The sequence below is a fragment of the Fulvivirga ulvae genome (genome assembly GCF_021389975.1).
In the GTDB taxonomy this organism is placed as follows: domain Bacteria; phylum Bacteroidota; class Bacteroidia; order Cytophagales; family Cyclobacteriaceae; genus Fulvivirga; species Fulvivirga ulvae.
Genome location: NZ_CP089981.1, coordinates 645467 through 664484, shown reverse-complemented (window position 1 = coordinate 664484; position 19018 = coordinate 645467). Strand labels below are relative to the sequence as shown.

17 protein-coding genes are annotated in these 19018 nt (G+C 43.3%); 8 read left to right on the top strand and 9 right to left on the bottom strand.

The window, feature by feature from the left end; all coding sequences use genetic code 11:
• Positions 1–70 precede the first annotated feature (70 nt).
• Positions 71–1771, bottom strand: a complete 1701-nt coding sequence (locus tag LVD17_RS02830) for an eCIS core domain-containing protein (RefSeq protein ID WP_233764627.1) — start codon at positions 1769–1771, stop codon at positions 71–73.
• Between the two features lie 301 nt (positions 1772–2072).
• Positions 2073–2588, bottom strand: a complete 516-nt coding sequence (locus tag LVD17_RS02825) for a superoxide dismutase family protein (RefSeq protein WP_233764626.1) — start codon at positions 2586–2588, stop codon at positions 2073–2075.
• Positions 2589–2716: 128 nt separating this feature from the next.
• Between LVD17_RS02825 and LVD17_RS02820 the strand changes: the two genes are divergently transcribed.
• The 5 genes from LVD17_RS02820 to LVD17_RS02800 all read left to right on the top strand — a co-directional run bounded on the left by LVD17_RS02820 (position 2717) and on the right by LVD17_RS02800 (position 7121).
• Positions 2717–3103, top strand: a complete 387-nt coding sequence (locus LVD17_RS02820) for a hypothetical protein (RefSeq protein ID WP_233764625.1) — start codon at positions 2717–2719, stop codon at positions 3101–3103.
• A gap of 166 nt (positions 3104–3269) precedes the next feature.
• Positions 3270–4124: an MbnP family protein gene (locus LVD17_RS02815; RefSeq protein WP_233764624.1), complete on the top strand. Its 855-nt coding sequence runs from the start codon at positions 3270–3272 to the stop codon at positions 4122–4124.
• 1 nt (position 4125) lies between these two features.
• On the top strand, positions 4126–5163 hold the full coding sequence (locus LVD17_RS02810; RefSeq protein WP_233764623.1) for a cytochrome-c peroxidase: 1038 nt from the start codon (positions 4126–4128) through the stop codon (positions 5161–5163).
• 1 nt (position 5164) lies between these two features.
• Positions 5165–6094 (top strand): transporter, encoded by a 930-nt coding sequence (locus LVD17_RS02805; RefSeq protein ID WP_233764621.1) that lies wholly within the window; start codon positions 5165–5167, stop codon positions 6092–6094.
• A gap of 160 nt (positions 6095–6254) precedes the next feature.
• Complete coding sequence (locus LVD17_RS02800; RefSeq protein WP_233764620.1) at positions 6255–7121, top strand: NAD-dependent epimerase/dehydratase family protein; 867 nt, start codon at positions 6255–6257, stop codon at positions 7119–7121.
• Between the two features lie 20 nt (positions 7122–7141).
• Here the strand turns inward: LVD17_RS02800 and LVD17_RS02795 are convergent, their stop codons facing one another.
• Positions 7142–8224, bottom strand: a complete 1083-nt coding sequence (locus LVD17_RS02795; protein ID WP_233764618.1) for an acyltransferase family protein — start codon at positions 8222–8224, stop codon at positions 7142–7144.
• A gap of 6 nt (positions 8225–8230) precedes the next feature.
• Positions 8231–8800: an ankyrin repeat domain-containing protein gene (locus tag LVD17_RS02790; protein ID WP_233764617.1), complete on the bottom strand. Its 570-nt coding sequence runs from the start codon at positions 8798–8800 to the stop codon at positions 8231–8233.
• Between the two features lie 228 nt (positions 8801–9028).
• Here LVD17_RS02790 and LVD17_RS02785 point away from each other — a divergent pair, with 228 nt between their 5' ends.
• Positions 9029–10147: a helix-turn-helix domain-containing protein gene (locus tag LVD17_RS02785; protein ID WP_233764616.1), complete on the top strand. Its 1119-nt coding sequence runs from the start codon at positions 9029–9031 to the stop codon at positions 10145–10147.
• On the top strand, positions 10101–11090 hold the full coding sequence (locus LVD17_RS02780; RefSeq protein WP_233764615.1) for a tetratricopeptide repeat protein: 990 nt from the start codon (positions 10101–10103) through the stop codon (positions 11088–11090). The genes LVD17_RS02785 and LVD17_RS02780 overlap by 47 nt, the downstream gene beginning before the upstream one ends.
• A 416-nt stretch (positions 11091–11506) precedes the next feature.
• On the opposite strand, the gene LVD17_RS02775 is transcribed toward LVD17_RS02780, so the two are convergent.
• The 4 genes from LVD17_RS02775 to LVD17_RS02760 form a co-directional block, all read right to left on the bottom strand.
• The gene (locus tag LVD17_RS02775) at positions 11507–12940 is read right to left on the bottom strand and encodes a TolC family protein (protein ID WP_233764614.1); all 1434 of its coding nucleotides are present in this window, start codon (positions 12938–12940) and stop codon (positions 11507–11509) included.
• Entirely contained in the window at positions 12933–16097 is a 3165-nt protein-coding gene (locus LVD17_RS02770) for an efflux RND transporter permease subunit (protein ID WP_233764613.1), read from the bottom strand. The genes LVD17_RS02775 and LVD17_RS02770 overlap by 8 nt, the downstream gene beginning before the upstream one ends.
• Before the next feature lie 23 nt (positions 16098–16120).
• Entirely contained in the window at positions 16121–17206 is a 1086-nt protein-coding gene (locus LVD17_RS02765; RefSeq protein ID WP_233767922.1) for an efflux RND transporter periplasmic adaptor subunit, read from the bottom strand.
• A 149-nt stretch (positions 17207–17355) separates the two neighbouring features.
• A complete protein-coding gene (locus LVD17_RS02760) occupies positions 17356–17778 on the bottom strand; it encodes a hypothetical protein (RefSeq protein WP_233764612.1) in 423 nt (140 codons plus the stop codon).
• Positions 17779–18041: 263 nt separating this feature from the next.
• Between LVD17_RS02760 and LVD17_RS28450 the strand changes: the two genes are divergently transcribed.
• Entirely contained in the window at positions 18042–18434 is a 393-nt protein-coding gene (locus tag LVD17_RS28450) for a cytochrome P450 (protein WP_255702556.1), read from the top strand.
• 137 nt (positions 18435–18571) lie between these two features.
• Here the strand turns inward: LVD17_RS28450 and LVD17_RS02750 are convergent, their stop codons facing one another.
• Positions 18572–18856, bottom strand: coding sequence for a hypothetical protein (locus LVD17_RS02750; protein WP_233767920.1), 285 nt, complete (start codon positions 18854–18856; stop codon positions 18572–18574).
• Between the last annotated feature and the right edge of the window lie 162 nt (positions 18857–19018).

Sequence of the window (19018 nt, the reverse complement as noted above, 5' to 3'; positions counted from 1 at the left end):
ATTCTTGTAAGGGGTAAGGAAAGCGTTTATCTCGTTAGAGGCATATTCAGAATGGGCGATTATTTTACTGTCAATTATCGCTTACCAACACCCCATGTCCATTACCGGCACCACCTCTATCGTCCCTGTCCTGACGGTCGAGCCATTCCTGATGTTTCTTTTTGGCAGCTGCTTGCCTCTTTGCCAGCTTGTCTGCTTTTTTCTTTTCAGCAACTTCTTTATTTATACTCTTCAGTCCAGCCTTGGTTTTACCCTGTTTTCCACTATTAGAGTCTCCGAACCCATGTGCCAGATTGCCTTTGAATTTCCTTGCAGCTTTTTGTTTTGAGCGTGCGTCCTGTTTGGAAGTTGTTTCGTATTGCAGTGCACGAAATGCATTTCTGTCAGCTTTGCTTTGTTCAGATCTTCTTTTATTTTTTGCTGCAGCTTTTTGTTTTTCTTGTTTCTTGTTACCTTTCTTTCCAAGTTGGATTACCTGAGCACCCCCGTTGGTTTGTTCGTTTTGTTTGAACTGCGTGGTATTACCTGAATAGCTATTTGCTTCTCTTTGTGCCTGCATCTCGGATACTAGAACTTTAATGTCTTCAACCAAATCCAAAGCAACCTCATCTCCCTCTTGCATTAAAGAATGGCCAAGATTAATTAGCCCTTCAATATCACCCTCAACCCACAACTGGTCTAGTAATTTCTTATCATTTGGGTGTTGTAAAACACCATTGGAATAAACGGCTTGTTCACCTTCAGATATAGGATCATCATCCAACTCCATATCTCCTTGTACATTATCAACTTCTTCCAAAAGTTTTTTTGCATCCTCGTTGTTCGCTTGTACGTGTGAGTAGTTCCAACTATCCTCTACTTTTTTTGCAAAAACATGAAATGAAGCTTTATTTGCTCCACCCAAGGTTACAAATTTAATTGTCAGGTGAGGTTCTGATTCGGGCGTGTACTCCAATGACTCGGAATCCTGCTGATCGCAATGGAGCCCTCTTTCAACGATTACACTATTATTGTTCGATTCCTCCATCCTCTCTTGAAGTGTTGGAATATCTGAACAAGCCTGTTGTAATATTTTAATGTTTATAGCTTTTATTTCGTCTTCTGTTAATGATCCTGATTCGAATACTGTATTTTCAAATGATCTCCATCCTTTATTGTGTTTTTTGTTTTTCTTTGTGTTTTTTGGGGTATGGAAGATTAATTTCCTTTGAGTGACATTATCTTGATTGTTAAGTTCAGGATTATTTTGATTTACTGTGGTTTGTTTAGTTATAGTGTCGAAAATATTCATTTGCAAAGCCTTACTTCCCATTACATCTGCCTCTTTTTCGAGGCTGGTATCGTCGTTGATATTTACAGTGTCTTTCAGCTGTACGGTAGGCTTAACTCTTCCTTGCTTTTGTTGTACGACATGCCAGGCTTCATGTGGAAGATGTCTTTCTTGTCCAGGAGCTAAATGAATCTCCGTGCCTTGGGCATATGCATGAGCTTGTAACTGAGCGGGTTTGCTGGAATTGTAATTTACCTTTACGTCATCGAGAGAGTGGCCTGAGAGATTTTCTATACCAGCCTTTAGTTCATTAGGAAGTCCTGTTTCATTAGCAGGATTTTTAGTATTCAGCGATAACTGGTTGTTATCGCTATGCAAGTCAGCAAAGTGATTTTTAATAAGTGAATGTTGACTTTTGGAAATATCACGGTCTAGGCTTGTCATATTTTTATTGAGTCTACTGCCCTCACCATGATTATTGCTCAATATGTTATCCCTCATATCTAAAATTTTATTTTATATCAGCAATTATAAAATTAGGGCGCACAGGAATTTATAGCAATACCCAAGGTTGGGTATTTTGGCCTTGATTTTACCCATATTCTTATGGGGTCAAACTGAAGTAAGCTCGATTTGCTTGGCTTAGAAATACGGAATAAGACCCGTATTAATCATTGAAACCTATGATTTACAAATACTTGAGAACTAAGCTTTGATTTCTTTTTAAAAGTTGACAGCTTTATACGAACCCGGTCAATACTGGTGTTTATGTACTATAACTAAATTTCTATTTTGAGATCGTCTAGTTACTTTTACACACCGCGATACTCAGACGGCCCGTAGAGTTTTGTTTGGAGAAAGCAGTACCAATATTAGTTGCAGCAAGAACAACGTCTTTTCCCTCGCCGGTGGCAGATAAATGTATCTTTACACTGCCATCGAATTTAAGCAGGTCATCATAGCCAAACTTGCCGTTATCAATCAGGTCATTAAGCATAGTGCTACTTTTCCCGGTGTCGGCATAAAGGTCGTTAAGGGTGAAGGCAATATCGGCATCCTGGGTGCCCAAGTCGCCATAGTGGAAATGAACAGGGTGATACGCTTCTCCATCCGTACCCTCAAGCTTGACTTCCACCTGCAGACCCAAGTCAGCTCTTTCCATGAAGGTTACCGTGCCATAAACAGGGAAGTCAGAGGCCTGCAAAAGGTTATAGGTCACTTGCCGGCCGGTGAAATCAGTGTTTTCATTCTCACTATCAGTGCAGGCAGATAAAAGCATACCGCATACTACCCATGTCAATAAAAACGCCTTTTTCATAAACTGAAATGTTAATTTCAACTAATATACGTATTTCTCAGGTTTTTAGCCAAAAGCAAGAGGCTACACGGAGCGTTATTTTCAATATAATTTTGGCATATGTATTTTTTTGAAACAACTTTGCAGGCATGAGAGCGCTAAGGAATATAATTATTTCATTTCTTATCCTAAATGTTTTAGGAAGCACACTCATGGTTCCGCTGGTTTACCTGGACTTCGAACTTCGCAGGGAGTATATTGCCAGGGTACTCTGTATTAAAAAAGACGAGCCCATTACAGTCTGTGGTGGTAAATGTTATCTGGCGAAGCAGCTGAATAAAGCCAGTGAACAGCAACAAAACGACAAGCAAAACACTTCACGTACTGAGCCTATTAGCTTTTTTAAAGTTGAAATTGTTGAAAAAGACTATAGCCGGCAAATTGTCGAAATCAATGCTGCTCAAATACCAAAACAGGACACACATGTTTTGAGGTCATTTGTGGCAGATATCTTTCACCCGCCCCAAAAGGTTTAATCCAACTTTGATGAAAAAGCATCTCATGACAGATGTGATGCAACGGATTAGAATAGTTTCTGCTTTCTGTGCTAATCGCAGCATAGGGCCATTTGGTCGCAGGTTATTTATGGCTATTCTTTCCGCCTGAATTTTATTAATCAAAAAATTAAATCTTTTTCAAAAAATGAAATTATATAATCTTTTGGTCATGACGCTCATGGCCCTGGTACTATTGGCTTGTAATGACGACGATTCTGATGATGCTCAGAGTTTTGGAACCTTTCAGCTGGAGTTTGATCATAGAGTGGGAGACAAGCAGATGCAGCTGTCTGAAGCAGGTTCTGCGGATTATGTTTTCTCTACTGGTTCGGGAGAGGCATTTAACTTAACCCTGTTTGGCTATTATGTGGGAAAAATCAAATTGGAAGGCCCTAATGGAGAGCTTTATGAAGACGAAATCAGCATCACTGCGGCGGAGGTAAAAGGCTACTATCATGTGTTGCAAAATGAGGCATCATCCAAATACATTACCCTCGAAAACGTTCCTGCCGGCACCTATAACAAGGTAACTTTTATTATTGGAGTTGAAGAAGACGGAGTAGAGGAAGGTGCTGCCGGAGGTGTGTTAGACCCTGCCGAAGGAGCCTGGTTTTGGAACTGGAATGCCGGTTATATTGGATTTGCTATAGAGGGAGCGGCTGAAAACTCTGCACAGGAAAAAGTAGAAGGAGATGGGTGGGTTATCCATGAGAAATCTTTTTCACTGCATGTAGGCGGGTGGAAAGACGTAGAGCCTGTAACCGGCGAGTCACAAAAATTTGTCAATAATGTAAAGACCGTGACGCTGGACTTTGATTCTGAGATCAGGGTAGCCGAAAATCTGGAGCCAAATGCTCACATTATCGTTGACCTGCTTAAAGTACTGGATGGTGCAGACATAGATTTTTCAACTACCTACTCTGTCCATTCACCCAAGGCAGGACAACCACTGGCCAACGTTATTCCTGATGTGTTTATATTAGATCATACCCATCAGTAAAATGTTTGGAAGTAATAAATATGCACACCTGGCCATATGCTCGGTGTGCATATGCCTGTTCGTATCCTGCGAAAAAGACACGGATATGACACCCGACAACACTTATGCCTTTACGAAACCTGCAAACTTTCCCGAGCCAACATATACCTTTGATAACAATGAGGTTACCAAAAAGGGGTTTGAGCTTGGCAGGAAGCTTTTTTTCGACCCTATACTATCAAAAGATGGAAGCATCTCCTGTAACAACTGCCACATACAGTCCACGGCATTTGCGGATTCACAGCAGCATCCGCTGAGTGTAGGTATAGATAACCGTTTGGGAATAAGGAACGCACCATCGCTGGCCAACATGGCATTTTATCCTGATTTTTTCTGGGATGGAGGCGTTAACCATCTCGATTTTGTGCCTATAAATGCCATTGAAAGTGAATTTGAAATGGGGGAGACTTTGAGCAACGTTGTACAGAAGCTAAATGATCATGATGAATACCCGGGTCTGTTTAAAGAGGCGTTTGGTACAGACAAGGTTACGTCACCATTCATGTTACAGGCACTATCGCAGTTTATGCTTCTGATGGTTTCTTCCAATTCCCCATACGATCAATATGTTCGTGGCGAAGGTATATCCTTATCGGAGACGGAATTGAAAGGGCTTGAGCTTTTCAATTCCAAATGCACTAGCTGCCACAGCGGTGAACTGTTTACTGATTTTAGCTACCGCAACAATGGGATAAGTGGGGAGTTTACCGATGAAGGAAGAGGCTTGATTACAGAGAGTAGCGACGATGTCGGTAAATTTCGTGTACCAAGTTTGCGTAATGTAGCTTTGACTGCTCCATATATGCATAATGCCCGGTTCAGTACCCTTCAAGAAGTACTTGACCATTATGATGAAGGCATTCAACAGTCATCAACACTTGACCCGTTGCTTGCCGAAGGAATCTCGCTCAACGAGCAGGAGAAAGAGCAGATCATAGCTTTTTTAAAAACATTAACAGATCAGGAATTCCGGTCAGATAAACGATTTCAAAATAATTGACATGAAAAAAATATTAATAATACTGTTATGTGCTATCGGGCATCAGGTAGCTGCATGTGATGTGTGTGGCTGCAAACTCGGCGGCCTTTACTTTGGAATATTACCACAATTTGAAAGTCACTTTATAGGCTTGCGTTATAGTCATGCGGCCTTTAATGCCACCATAAAATACAACAGCGAATACCTGGACGACGAATTTTCCGATGATACTTACCAGCGTATCGAATTACTGGGCAAATATGCGATTAGCCCTAAATGGCAAATAAACGCTGTAGTGCCTTATATGATGAATAAAATGGATGGCAGCCACCAAAAAGTAGAAGCTTCGGGCATGGGTGACCCGGTTATATTGCTGTACTATAATGCTTTTAACAACAGTGAAAATATGGCCCGTAACCTGAAACACGTCCTTTTGTTAGGAGGAGGGCTGAAACTACCGTTGGGCAAGTACGATCAGGACGATCAGGGAGAAATTATCAATCGTAATTTTCAGTTAGGTTCAGGAAGCGTTGATTACATAGTTTCATTAAATTATACTGCCCGTTTAAACAAGATCGGTGTAAATCTGGAGTCTTCGTATAAAATGAATACCGCTAATAAAGATGATTATCGCTTTGGTAACCAGTTTAACATGAGCGGTTATTTGTTCTATTCATTAGAAAAACCTCTTTTTTCAGTTCTCCCGTTTGGAGGTGTATTTTATGAGCAGGCGGCTATGCATGAGCATGGGAAGATAGATGAGATCAATACCGGGGGAGATGCGTATTTTGCTACAGCCGGGGTACAGCTATACCGGGGAAAATTCAATGTGCTTGCCCAGTACCAGATACCAGTGTCACAAAGCTATAATGTAGATAAGACAGCCACCATAGAGGCCGGAAACCGCCTGACCCTAAGCGCAATATTTAGTATCAGGTCTAAAAATAATTGATAATGAGCCATTGCGGGAAGTTGCCCGAAGATGCCCGGCAGGGATGAACCCGGGCAATTTTCTCCTGGAATGTGATTACTGTGTTTTTGTTGCGTGTATCTTTATGAGACAGGGTGAAATCTGTTAGATTAACCCGGTTGCACACTGTATAATCAGAAAAATGAAAAAGAAAATTCTAATTACAGGAAGTTCAGGGCATTCAGGAAACCAGATATCAAATTTACTCAAAGAAAAATATGATGTAGTTGGTGTTGATCTGGTTGAAGGGGAACATACCCATCATAGGGGAAGTCTGACAGATAGAGATTTTGTGTTCCGCATTGCAAATGGCATGAGCGCAATAATACATACTGCATCACTTCATGCCCCACATGTTGCTACCCATTCCAGGAAGGATTTTATAGATACAAATATTTCTGGAACCTTAAACCTGCTCGAAGCATCCGGGGCAAATGGAGTCACAAAATTTATCTACACGAGTACCACTTCCTTATATGGTGAAAGCCTGAACAATGAAAACGAGGCGGTATGGATAACAGAGGAGACGCCAACCATTCCCCGTGATATCTACGACATTACCAAAATAGCCGCCGAAGGATTGTGTCGTGATTTCTTCAGTAAAGATGGATTACAAACTTCGGTCTTAAGAATCTCAAGATTTTGGAATGAATCAATGGAGAGAAGGCTGTTTTACCGGATGTATCGGGGTTTGGATGTACGCGATGTTGCTTTAGCTCATCAGTTGGCAATCGAAAAGGAATTTCTACAGTTTGATATTTTCAACATTTCAGCCCAAAGCATTTTTACGAAAGATGACTTGTTTGATTTAAAGCATAACCTTGGAAAACTGCTCGAAAAGAAAATCCCGGAATTGATAACCTACTATAAAATGATGAATTGGGCAATTCCGGATTCAATAGACAGAGTTTACGTTATAGATAAGGCCAGGAGAGACCTGGGGTATGAACCGGCGTATAACATTGAGCGAATGCTGAACGACCAGATTAAAACTACTTCTCAATCATAACATAGTATTATTTAAGGTGATCAGTAACTGACCACCTTAATTTCTTCTGCACTGATATCTTTACCCTTATTTAACCCAGATAAAGGCCTGAGCCAAGTTACCCGGCGGATAACCTCATAATTGACATAGCACCCCATGGCTGTAAAAACAATTACTGATGTAAATTTCAACTCCACAGCCATTTCCAAAGGCAAAATCAAATAAGAGCCAAGGTACAGCCAAACCATATGCACGATGTAAACCGGGTAAGCGGCCTGGCTTAGTGAGTGCAGCGTGTCACTCGGTTTGTTGAGATGTTTGTAGCCAAAACCAAACACGCCAAATATCCAGAACAGGGTTTCTACAGGCAAGAGCAGTTCAGGCCCTTTAAGCTCAAAAACGAGGAGCCGGATGAGAAATAATGCAATTGCTATCCCCAGGTAGGCCTTGCGCCACCTCAGTACTGTTGGCCAGAACGTTTCACCTGCCAGCATACAGCAGAATCCTGTAAGAAAGCAAAGAAAACCAAAGACGAACCCATGCCAGGTAACGGCATACATTTCGTAAGGGTCGGGCTGGATCAGTATTGTTTCTAATACAAATGGTACAGCAATGATCAGTATACTCACGGGACGGGAGAACAGCCGCTTTAACCATCTCTTCAGCCAGGAGTTTTCCTTCTCCCTCAGGTAGACAAATAGTGGGGATAAGAGCAGTACATAGATGAAGATGTTGCCCAGAAACCAAAGATGCGCAGGTGAAGGTACCCATGCCAGATCCTGATGGTAATAATCCTGCCACAATAGCTGGTGAAGTGGTACAATACACAACACTCCGAACACAAAAGGCAGAAAGATCCGCCTGGTGCGTTCCAGCAGGAGGGACTTCAGGTTGCGTTTGCGCAGGGCGAACCAAACTCCCATGCCTGAAACAAAAAACAGCAGCGGAATGCGCCATACATTCAGAGCAGACATGGGTATCCAGATAGATTCAAGTGGCTCATGGCTCTGAATAAAGCCTATGAAAACGCCCCAGGGCTGGAATACGATTGCAATGTGGTAAATCAATAATAAACCAATGGCAATCACCCTGATCCAGTCGATGTCATATCTTCTTTTATACATGGTTTATTATTTTTTTAGCAATGAGGCAATTTTAGGGCGTTCGGCTTGCAGCCTGTCGTAGTCGAGCTTAAGCCCGAAAGGTCCAAGGTCTTTTCCTATCTGGTCGTATATAGGCTTTAAAGTATCAAAAGGTATAGTCACCACCTCAAGGGCGGTGCTCCCTTGGTTGTTTTTGATCTCCTTGTCAGCACCAGCTTTTAATAACGCCGCTGCCAGCTCCGTTCTCCCGAAAAAGGCAGCCACCTGAAGAGGAGTTGAACCTTCTCTATTTTGCAGATTAAGGTCAGCACCACCATTTATTAGTGTCAGGCCTGCCTCCGTTCGATCAAATGTAGCTGCAATAGTTAATGGTGTGGAGCCCCACTGGTCTTTTTGATCCAGGTCAGTGCCTGCCGCCACATGCTTCTGCACGGCATTTACATTACCCATGAATACGGCTTCATGAATACTCATTTTCGGTGCTTCGGCTGCGACATTTTCTCCGGTGCTTTTCATTTCCTGGCTGGTGCCATTGCAGGCAGCAGCCCATATGATTGTGACTGCAGCTATTAATCCTTTGATCGTTAAATTTTTCATAATAAGTAATTTTTTAATTGTTTATAGCAAAGCTCAACCAAAAGCAGCTGCGTCACTAAACACGAAAAAAGCAAAACATATAAGCTTTGAACATCCTGTATAAAATATGATGCAACAGTATAAAGTATGAAGCAAAACCTGCCTCAGGATTGATTTATTTCAGGGTTTCCGGTTTTTGTTTGATGATTATTTTCGACACTTTTGAGTGTCAGGAAATTTTATTTACTAATGCAAAATTCGACTTCTAAAGACTCACCGTTCATCAGACAGATCACGGAGATCATTGACGGGAATCTTGCCAATGAACAGTTTGGTGTTTCTGAGCTGGCCGAGGCAATGCATATGAGCCGGTCGAATCTACTGAGAAAGGTACAAAAGGAAGCGAGCTGCTCTGTGAGTCAGTTCATCCGCCAGGTAAAGTTGCAAAGAGCTTTAGAAATGCTGAGGAATGGTTCTTTTACCGTTTCTGAAATTTCCTTTAAGGTTGGTTTCAGCAGCACATCGTATTTTATAAAATGTTTTCGCGAGCAATACGGGTACACGCCAGGTGAGGCAGTTCAGTCTGCTGAGGAAGAAGTTGTAGTAAAAACACCTCATAAGTCTTCATCAGATAAAAGAAAATACGGGTGGCTGGCCATGGGTGCTGGAATAATTCTACTGGTATTGACGGCAATATTCTTTTTCAATAAATCTCCAGGGCATACTTATCCGGTAGAAAAATCTATTGCGGTGCTTCCCTTTATTAATAATAGTACCGACTCTGCCAACGTGTACATCATCAATGGCGTGATGGAGTCTGTGCTTGGGCATCTTCAGAAAATAGAAGACCTTCGTGTAGTGAGCCGCACTTCTGTGGAGAAATACAGAAATACCAACAGGAGCATTCCTGAAATTAAGGAGGAACTGAATGTGAGCTATATTGTGGAAGGCAGTGGTCAGAAGGTTGGTGACGAAATTCGGCTGAATATCCAGCTTATAGATGCCACCGGAGACAGGCATTTATGGGCCAGGGAGTACCAGCGTAATCTCGGTGACATCTTTGACTTGCAGGTTGATGTGGCCAAAAGTATAGCGCAGGAAATACAAGTGATTATTACTCCAGAGGAAGAAAAAAGAATAAAAAAAGTGCCCACTGATGATATGGTGGCCTATGACTATTATCTGCAGGGTATCGATGCGCTAAACAGGGATTCCGAAGAAGGTGTATTTGAAGCGATTGACTGGATGGAAAAAGCTGTTAAGAGGGACAAAAACTTTGCCTTGGCTTATGCCTATATTGCCATTGCTTATTATTATTTGGATGCTTTCCAGGTTCAAAAAAAAGTACCTGTCGCAATCGAACTATAATGCAGACCAGGCACTGCTTATAGATGCGCACCTGGGGGATGCACTGATTGCCAAGTCATTTTACTATATAAATGCTAATGACTATGAAAAGGCTCTGCCTTATCTCGAAAGGGCTCTGGAGTACAACCCCAATTCCGCCCAGGTGCTCAATGCTCTTTCTAATTATTATACTAACTATATGCCGAATACGGAGAAATATCTTGAATATGCTCTTAAAGGGATTCAACTTGACATCAATTCCAATGATTCGGTAACAACCAGTTTTATTTACCTGCACGTAAGCAATGCGCTCATCCAGGCTGGCTTTATCAGTCAGGCCCGGCAATATGCAGAAAAATCGTTGGCGTACAACCCTCAAAACATCTATTCTGATTACCTGAGGGCTTATATTATTTATGCTGCTGACGATGACATAAACAACTTACAAGAGAGCTTGATCAACATACTGGCCAAAGATACCACCAGGCTGGACGTACTTCAGGAAGTAGCCAAGGTTTGTTATTACAATGAAAACTATGAGCTGGCGAATAAGTATTACAGCAAATTTCTAAGCCTGAAAGAATCCCTGGATCTGGATATTTACCCCTCTGAATATTCAAAAATTGCCGTGCTGCACGATAAGCTTGGTATGCCGGATAAAGCCGACCACTATTTGAAGCTTTTTAAGGATTTTGCCGATGAGGATAAATCCATTTATAAACACATCAGTCTTGCAGCATATTATTCCTATGAAGGTGACCAGGACCGGGCCTTGCAGGAGCTGAAGCTTTTTGCCAGAGAGGATGATTACTTCTATTGGGTCCTGATGTTTGAAGATGATCCTATGATGGAAAAAATGAAAGATCACCCGGAATTTGATAAGGTATACAAGCAGTTGGAGGATAAGTTCTGGAGGAGGCATGAAAGGATAAAGGAGACTCTTGCAGAGAAGGGATTGTTGTAAGGCCGGTCAAGCCAACTCTAATCTTTCAAAATTGAATTCATCCATGTCGCTATGGATTTTTTCTTGTTTGGCAACTATGTGAATAACTCTTCACTCTCCCTCTGTATTCGGGAGTATTGGTAATTGTGCTGGCAACGCCGTCAGCATGTATCCTGTTTTTATCATTTCAAGTTTGCCTCCGGATGATCTGTCAGGTAGCCCTGGCATCCAACTATCGTGCTGATTTGCGTTCCGTTGGCTATTTCAAAAAAAAAAGAGAGGTGTCTCAGAAGCCACTATTGTGATATACTGAAATCGAGACATTAAACCTGAGTGGCTTCCATATTGGAACACCTCTTTTTTCTTATAGAAGGTCAGGAGCCCGATTAGCTCCTGATCCTTAAACAGTAAAACTCTGGCTGGAAAACGAATGCGGATCAGTTCCAGCCGCCGCCAAGTGCCTGGTAAATACTCACACGTGCATTCATTTGCTGCTTCCTCGTTTCTACCAATTCAAACTTTGACTCCAATGCATCGCGCTGGGTCAAAAGCACCTCCATATATTCTGCCCGGGCAGAAGTAAAAAGGTCGTTGGCAATATTGATCGATTGCACAAGTGCTTCCACCTGCATGGATTTGAGCTCATAGCTTTTTCCCAGATTATCAATTTTCGCCAGCTGATTAGCCACTTCAATGTATGCCTTCAGGATAGTCCTCTCATAATTGTAAGCTGCTTGTATCTGTTTGGCATTGGCACTGTTGTATGTTGCCTTTATAGCATTCCTGTTAACCAATGGAGCTACCAGATCTCCGGCAACGTTATATAGCAATGATTCCGGGGTCTTTACCAGGTATGTAGGATCAAAGGCCTGCAACCCGATGCCTGCTGTAATGCCCACCGATGGATAAAAGTTAGCTTTGGCCACCATTACATCCAGCTTTGCAGCTTGCAGCTCAAGTTCTGCCTGCCTGATATCAGGGCGGTTCTCCAGTAACTGGGCAGGTATACCTGCCTGAATAGTATCGGGAATTATTGTAGTAAAAGCATCTGAATCCCTGGCCACTGGCTGAGGATAGCGGCCCAGCAGGAAGTTGATCCGGTTTTCGGTTTCTATGATCTGTTGCTGGATCTCATATTGCAAACTCCTGGTGCTGAGTACTTCAGCTTCAAACTTCCGCACGGCCAGTTCTGTAACCCGGGCAGCCTCCTTCTGCAGCCTGACGATTTTCAGCGCATTGCTCTGAATTTCAATATTCCGCTTTACTATTTGCAGCTGGTTGTCTAATGCCAGCAGTTCGTAGTACGCGTTGGCAATCTCGGATACCAGGTTTGTGACCATGAAATTTTTGCCTTCAACTGAAGACAGGTATCTCATTACCGCTGACTTTTTAGCATTGCGCAGTTTGTGCCAGATGTCAACTTCCCATGAGGCAAAGGCACCTACAAGATAATCGGGCAGCGGCTCCGGCATTTCCCTTCCCGGCTCAATTTCTGTTGTGGCTTCGCTTGCCCCGCGACTTGTGTACCTGGCCACTTTATCTATACCGGCACCTGCCTTTACATCCACAAAAGGCAAATATTCTCCCTTTCGTGCCTTTACTTCATTTTGAGCTATTCTTATCTCCTGCAAGGTGATATTAAGCTCCTGATTGTTGTTCAGAGCGGTATCAATCAAGGCTACCAGGTTAGGGTCAGTAAAATACTCCCTCCAGCTCACCTTGGCCGTATTGGTAGTGTCCCGAGAGTCTGTATAGCCTCCGGGTACATCTTTACCTGGCGTTTTTTCGACCACAGCAGGAATGGAGCATGCTGCAAAGAGCAGTGTAAGTATCGCTGCTCCCAGGCATGGATATATTATTTTTTTACGCATTTTGGACATAATCTTCAGTTAATGGGTTGTCATCTTCATCTTTAATCAGTTGCCTTCCGTCTGCCAGGTGGGCGAATATGAAATACAGCCCGGGGACGACGATGACCCCGAAAACGGTTCCGAAGAGCATACCACCAAGGGCAGAAGCCCCGATAGTCCTGTTACCAATGGCACCGGCGCCGGTAGCGATCACCAGCGGAATAAGGCCCGCTATAAAGGCAAATGAAGTCATCAATATAGGTCGGAAACGTACTTTAGCACCTTCTATGGCTGCATTGAAGATGGTCTCTCCCTGCTGGCGCTTCTGAACTGCAAACTCTACAATAAGCACTGCATTTTTTCCCAACAGCCCTACAAGCATAATCAGGCCGATCTGGGCATAAATGTCATTTTCAAGTCCCATAGCTTTGAGAAGCAGGAATGACCCGAACACCCCTACGGGAAGAGAAAACACGACAGCCATCGGAATGATGAAACTTTCATATTGGGCTGCCAGCACGAGATAAACAAAGACCAAAACAATAATAAAAATATAGAGTGCTTCATTGCCCCTGTTGGATTCGTCATATGAAAGGCCTTCCCAGGCTATGTCATAGCCTTTGGGCAACGTCTGGCTGGCCACTTCCCGAATAGCCTGTATAGCATCGGCAGTTGTATACCCTTTGGCCGGCAGGCCCTGTATAGCGGCGGAGTTGTACATGTTGAAGCGGGTTACTTCATTGGGACCCTGCATCTTTTTCAACTTCATAAATGAAGAGTAAGGTACCATTTCGCCGTGGTCATTTTTAACAAAAAGCTTCAGCACATCTGATGGCAGCCGTCTGAACTCAGGAGCTGACTGCACATAAACTTTGAAGAAGCGCCCGAATTTAATAAAGCCCTGCTCATAAGTACTTCCGATCAGGATGTTGAGGTTTTCCATCGCTTTGCCTATGGATATACCTTTTTGCATGGCCAGGTCATTGTCAATCTCCAGCTCATATTGCGGGTAATTGGCTGCGAAAAAGGTGAAAAGCCCGGTAAGCTCTTTGCGTTTGCCCAGATTGTCCATAAACTCCTGGTTTATTTTATCAAACTCCTGGTAATCAGTGTCGGTGGTTTGATCCAGCAACCGTAGGGAAAAACCACCCGAAGAGCCAAAGCCCGGAATCGCCGGAGGTTCGAAGAACTCAACGATTGCTCCCAGGCCTTCAGATTTCTCTTCCAGCTCTTCCATAATCTCCTTTACCGAATGTTTCCGCTCTGACCACTTTTTCAGGTTGATGAGGCAGGTTCCTGCGTTTGATCCCCTTCCTTCGGTCATGATCTCATAGCCCGCCAGTGAGGATACTGACTCTACTCCGTCGATTTCCTCACATATTTTCTGAAGCTTTTGCGATACCTGGTTAGTCCTCTCCAGAGTCGCACCCGGAGGTGTCTGGATAATGGCATAGATGGTACCCTGGTCTTCACTGGGGATAAATCCTGAAGGTAAAATCTGGTTTTCGTAAAATATTCCGGCACAGAATGCCAGCAGTATGCCGAAGGTAAGCCACTTTCGACTGACAATGGATTTCAGCAGTCCCACGTATTTGCCGGTGAGCTTATCAAACCCGCTGTTAAAACTGTCCAGCGCCTTAGTGAGCAGGTTCTTCCTTTTAGCTTTTCCGTGGTTGTTCTTCAGCAACATGGCACATAATACCGGTGTGAGTGTAAGGGCGATGATAGCCGAAATTACAATTGAGCTGGCCATGGTAATGGAGAACTGGCGATAGAAAGTGCCCACCGGGCCGGACATAAAAGAGATGGGAAGGAAAACCGACACCATTACGGCTGTAATGGCAATGATGGCACCACTGATTTCTCCCAGCACTTTTTTAACTGCCTTATAAGGCGACATGCGGGGGTGCTCTTCCATTTTCGCATGCACAGCTTCAACTACTACAATGGCATCATCTACCACAATACCAATGGAAAGCACCAAAGCAAACAAGGTGACCAGGTTAATGGAGAGTCCGAAAAACTGGATAACAAAAAACGCACCGATCAATGATACCGGAACCGCCAGGATAGGTATGAGGGTAGAGCGCCAGTCGCCAAGGAAGATGAACACCACCAGGGCTACCAATATGAATGCATCACGAAGCGTATGGATTACCTGCTCAATGGATGCGTCAAGGAACTGTGATACGTCATAGCTGATCTTATAGTCCATTCCCGGCGGGAAGGTGGCTTCCATCTCCTTCAGCTTTGCTTTTACTTCTTTTATTACATCACTGGCATTGCTACCATAGTTCTGCTTCAGCACAATGGCAGCGGAAGGGTGTCCGTCCAGGTTGGAATAGATGTCAAAAAACTCACTGCCCAGCTCTGCTTTGCCAATATCTTTCAGGCGTATACTTTCACCTTCGGCATTGGCCCTGATGATCACATTTTCATATTCTTCAGGCTTATTGTACCGTCCTTTGTAGGTAAGCACGTACTCAAGCGACTGGGCTTTGATACCGGAGCTTCTGCCTAACCGGCCCGGTCGGCCCACAATGCTCTGCTCACCAAGGGCCTCCATAACTTCTTCCACAGAAATATTGTAAGCGCGCATACGATCGGGGTTAAGCCAGATGCGCATGGCATATTTGCGGCTACCCAATATCTGTGCTCTGGCCACCCCTTTGATCCTGCTGATTTCAGGGATCATTTTTACATTGGCATAATTGTACAGAAATTTTTCATCCATGCTTTTATGCTTACTGTAAAGGTTTACATACATAAGCATGCTAGGCTGAATGGGCGTAATGATGACCCCTTCGCGCTGAACCAGTTCAGGTAACAGCGGCATGACCTGGTCTACCCGGGTCTTAACGCGTATAACGGCCTCGTTAGGGTCGGTACCCGGTTCAAAGATTACTCTCAGGGTAGCCTCGCCTGCACTGGTGGCATCCGTGGCAATATACCTCATACCCTGAACGCCATTAATAGAGTTTTCCAGCGTGATGAGGGTAGACTTAACCAAAACATCGGCACTGGAACCCGGGTAAGCGATGAAAATATTGACTGTTGTCGGAGCTATCTGAGGGAATTGTGATATCGGTAGCTGTTTAATAGCCAGTGACCCTACAAAAACTATAATGATGGAAATCACAATAGCCAGCACGGGCCGGTGTATAAATTTACTAAACATGTTTTCTTATTTTTAGTATTTAATTATTCCGCGTACAGATCCAGTTGAGACAAGGCAATGCGGCCTTCTACCAATTCGGAGTCTATCTCGTCATTTTCTCTCACCAGACGTAAGCCATCCAAAAGGATCTTGTCATTTTCAGTCAAGCCGTCTTGTACTACATATATGTGTGGCATTTCTGCTGCTATGGTGATTTCCCTTGATTTTAACCTGTGGTCTTCATCTACTACATAGACATATTTCTTATCCAAAACCTCGAAAGTTACTTTTTGCGGAATGATCAGAGCATCCTTCAAAGCAATATTCATAACAATATTCCCTGTTTCACCATGTCTTAAAAGGCCTTTGGGGTTGGGGAAGGTTGCCCTGAATGGGATATTCCCTGTTTCATTATTAAAATCGGCCTCTATGGTTTCGATGGTTCCCGTTTGATCAAACAACCTGTTGTTGGCCATAAGCAGGTTCACTTTTGTAGTGCTGTCCTTTGTAGTACGGGTCATGTAATCCAGATATTCGGCCTCAGGCACATTAAAATAAACCCACATGTGGCTATTGTCCGAGAGGTTGGTAAGCAAGTCCCCTTCATCTACAAGGCTCCCCTGTCTCACCTGGAACCTGTCAATGATGCCATCGAAAGGTGCTTTGATCTGGGTTAACTGGAGGTGCACCCTGGCGAGGGCCAGTTCAGCATTGGCCTTATCAAGCTTGGCTTCTGCCATGGCCAGTTCATTGGGTGCTACCACATTGCTGTCTGCCAGCCTTTTGGTATTTTTGTATTCAATATTGGCAAAGTTGACCTCCGCCTGAGCTTTTTGTAATTCTGCCTCATACAAGGCAGGCATGATCTGGAAAAGAAGCTGTCCCTTTTTCACAAACTGCCCTTCGTCTACATAGATTTTTTGTAAATAACCTCTCTCCTGCGCCCTGAGCTCGATATGCTGGATCGAATGGATCTGGCATACATACTCCTGGGTGATTGCCGTATCCATTTTAACAGGATGGGTAACGGGTAATTTAGCTTCTTTTTCGTGATGCGCCTCTTTTTCTGAGTGACAGCCCGTATGCAACAATAAAGCACACAAGCCCACGACTGTGAGAACTCTCTTCATCATAGATAATTTTTATAGTAGTTTTGAAAATTTTAAAAGGATATAAACGGAGTGCCGGACCCACGGACAAATTCCTGTGCAGATCAGTAATTAAACAACTCCGGGAAAGGCCAGTACTGATTCAATTGCCTGGCGGGAAAGGTTTTAAATCATATTCTGAACACCTGGAGAATGAGATATAGCCCAGGAGAAAGGATATTAAGTGATTGCCTGCCGGAAGGTACGGCTTTGCGTAAATAGCTGAAAAGGTGTTGATGAGATTGTTTATATGGGAAGCCGATCAGAAAACCGGCATACCCAGGATGGGTTCTTGAAGAAACGGATTCTGACTCTTCTTCTTCGCAGTTTTCAGGCACTTCGAAGATGATGTGCTTTGTAGGTGCGTGCGATGAGTAAGGTCTGGAGGTGAGAACTTCTCGTTCTTCGTTAAAGCTTTGGTGTGTCTTTTTTAAATGATTGGCTAGTGAAGATCCGGGCTCATGGTTTTTGTACACATGGGCAAACTGTTGGCTATATCCACCTATCAGGTAAACTAACAGCGAAAGAATAAATCCAACAATTAATTTCTTCATAGAACCACAAAGCTAAATAAAGATGTTGTTTGAGGCAACTGGTTCGTAATTATTGATTTGTTAAGTATTAAACAGGATACGTATAGGCTTTCCTGATAATATCCATGCATACTGAAAACCGGGAACAGGTAAACGTCAGTCATATGCGAACGGCTTTGGCATTAGTGATACTTCCCGGAATTTCTTTATTACAAAGCCCATTCATACCATCAGACTCTTTCATAATAAAGAAAAGTGCGCAAGCGTAGGGGAACAATATCTTTGTGTATCATCTGACGGAGGAAACGTTGCGTCACAGGCCGTCGTTCCAGATGACAATAAGACTGGCTAAAGAAGATGCGGAGCTTAATGGCCAGGTAATTAGCAAAGGGCAGGTGGTACTGGCGATGATCGGGTCGGCAAACCGTGAAGAAAGCAAGTTCTGCAATGCTGATGTCTTTGATATTCATCGCCATCCCAATCCTCATTTGGCATTAGGGCAGGGCATACATTTTTGTTTGAGAGCCCCATTGGTTCATCTCGAAGCTAAAAATGCATTGGCAGCGCTTTTGAAGAGATATTCCACTATAGAGTATCAGGAACCTTTCACTTTATACCCTTCAGAAAACAGTGCGGTATATGGATTGAGAAGCTTACCCTTGCGTGTAAGCAAGTAAACTAAAGCACAACTAGTTGGTGCCGTCTGCTCTTTCAGCGGGTTTTGAAAAAGACGGACTGCGTCATTATATTGAAGGTATCCCGGACTGGTTATAAGTTTTATTGCACTTAGAAGCTGCTGGTCCGGGATATTTGCCTAACTCCCGGCAAACGGTGTCCCGAAGATGCCAACGGCCAATTCTGCCCAAATAAGGAATAGTGCCAGTAGGATAGCAGCACAAATGATAAGGCGGTGTGTCGTTTTATGCACTTTGCGCATCACAAGCTCACAGGCAAGGCCTGTGCTCAGCAGCAGTACGCCGGCTATAATAAAATCAAATGCTGACCAGTCTACCTCATTGGAGAACTGCATGGCTATAAAAGGAATCAGTAAAAGTATGGCTACTGCGAGTATAATTCCTGTCAATCTTTTGTTTTTCATCATTATCAGAGTTTTTTTCGGAAATGTGTATGACATCATTTTATAGCTAAAGTTAATAAAAAGTACTTTGTATTTCAAAGTAAGTGTTAAAAAAATTATCTCCTATGGAAAGGCTGCATGCCTTTTGAAAGCGGGGAGGTTCAAAATAGAGGGGAAAGCGTC

Bases quoted from the DNA above. Each gene is read 5' to 3' on its own strand.
- LVD17_RS02820 (WP_233764625.1), top strand. From the start codon at position 2,717: ATGAGAGCGCTAAGGAATATAATTATTTCATTTCTTATCCTAAATGTT.
- LVD17_RS02800 (WP_233764620.1), top strand. From the start codon at position 6,255: ATGAAAAAGAAAATTCTAATTACAGGAAGTTCAGGGCATTCAGGAAAC.
- LVD17_RS02830 (WP_233764627.1), bottom strand. From the start codon at position 1,771: ATGAGGGATAACATATTGAGCAATAATCATGGTGAGGGCAGTAGACTC.
- LVD17_RS02790 (WP_233764617.1), bottom strand. From the start codon at position 8,800: ATGAAAAATTTAACGATCAAAGGATTAATAGCTGCAGTCACAATCATA.
- LVD17_RS02825 (WP_233764626.1), bottom strand. From the start codon at position 2,588: ATGAAAAAGGCGTTTTTATTGACATGGGTAGTATGCGGTATGCTTTTA.
- LVD17_RS02795 (WP_233764618.1), bottom strand. From the start codon at position 8,224: ATGTATAAAAGAAGATATGACATCGACTGGATCAGGGTGATTGCCATT.
- LVD17_RS02815 (WP_233764624.1), top strand. From the start codon at position 3,270: ATGAAATTATATAATCTTTTGGTCATGACGCTCATGGCCCTGGTACTA.
- LVD17_RS02785 (WP_233764616.1), top strand. From the start codon at position 9,029: ATGCAAAATTCGACTTCTAAAGACTCACCGTTCATCAGACAGATCACG.
- LVD17_RS02775 (WP_233764614.1), bottom strand. From the start codon at position 12,940: ATGCGTAAAAAAATAATATATCCATGCCTGGGAGCAGCGATACTTACA.
- LVD17_RS02750 (WP_233767920.1), bottom strand. From the start codon at position 18,856: ATGAAAAACAAAAGATTGACAGGAATTATACTCGCAGTAGCCATACTT.
- LVD17_RS02760 (WP_233764612.1), bottom strand. From the start codon at position 17,778: ATGAAGAAATTAATTGTTGGATTTATTCTTTCGCTGTTAGTTTACCTG.
- LVD17_RS02805 (WP_233764621.1), top strand. From the start codon at position 5,165: ATGAAAAAAATATTAATAATACTGTTATGTGCTATCGGGCATCAGGTA.
- LVD17_RS02780 (WP_233764615.1), top strand. From the start codon at position 10,101: ATGCTTTCCAGGTTCAAAAAAAAGTACCTGTCGCAATCGAACTATAAT.
- LVD17_RS02810 (WP_233764623.1), top strand. From the start codon at position 4,126: ATGTTTGGAAGTAATAAATATGCACACCTGGCCATATGCTCGGTGTGC.
- LVD17_RS02765 (WP_233767922.1), bottom strand. From the start codon at position 17,206: ATGAAGAGAGTTCTCACAGTCGTGGGCTTGTGTGCTTTATTGTTGCAT.
- LVD17_RS02770 (WP_233764613.1), bottom strand. From the start codon at position 16,097: ATGTTTAGTAAATTTATACACCGGCCCGTGCTGGCTATTGTGATTTCC.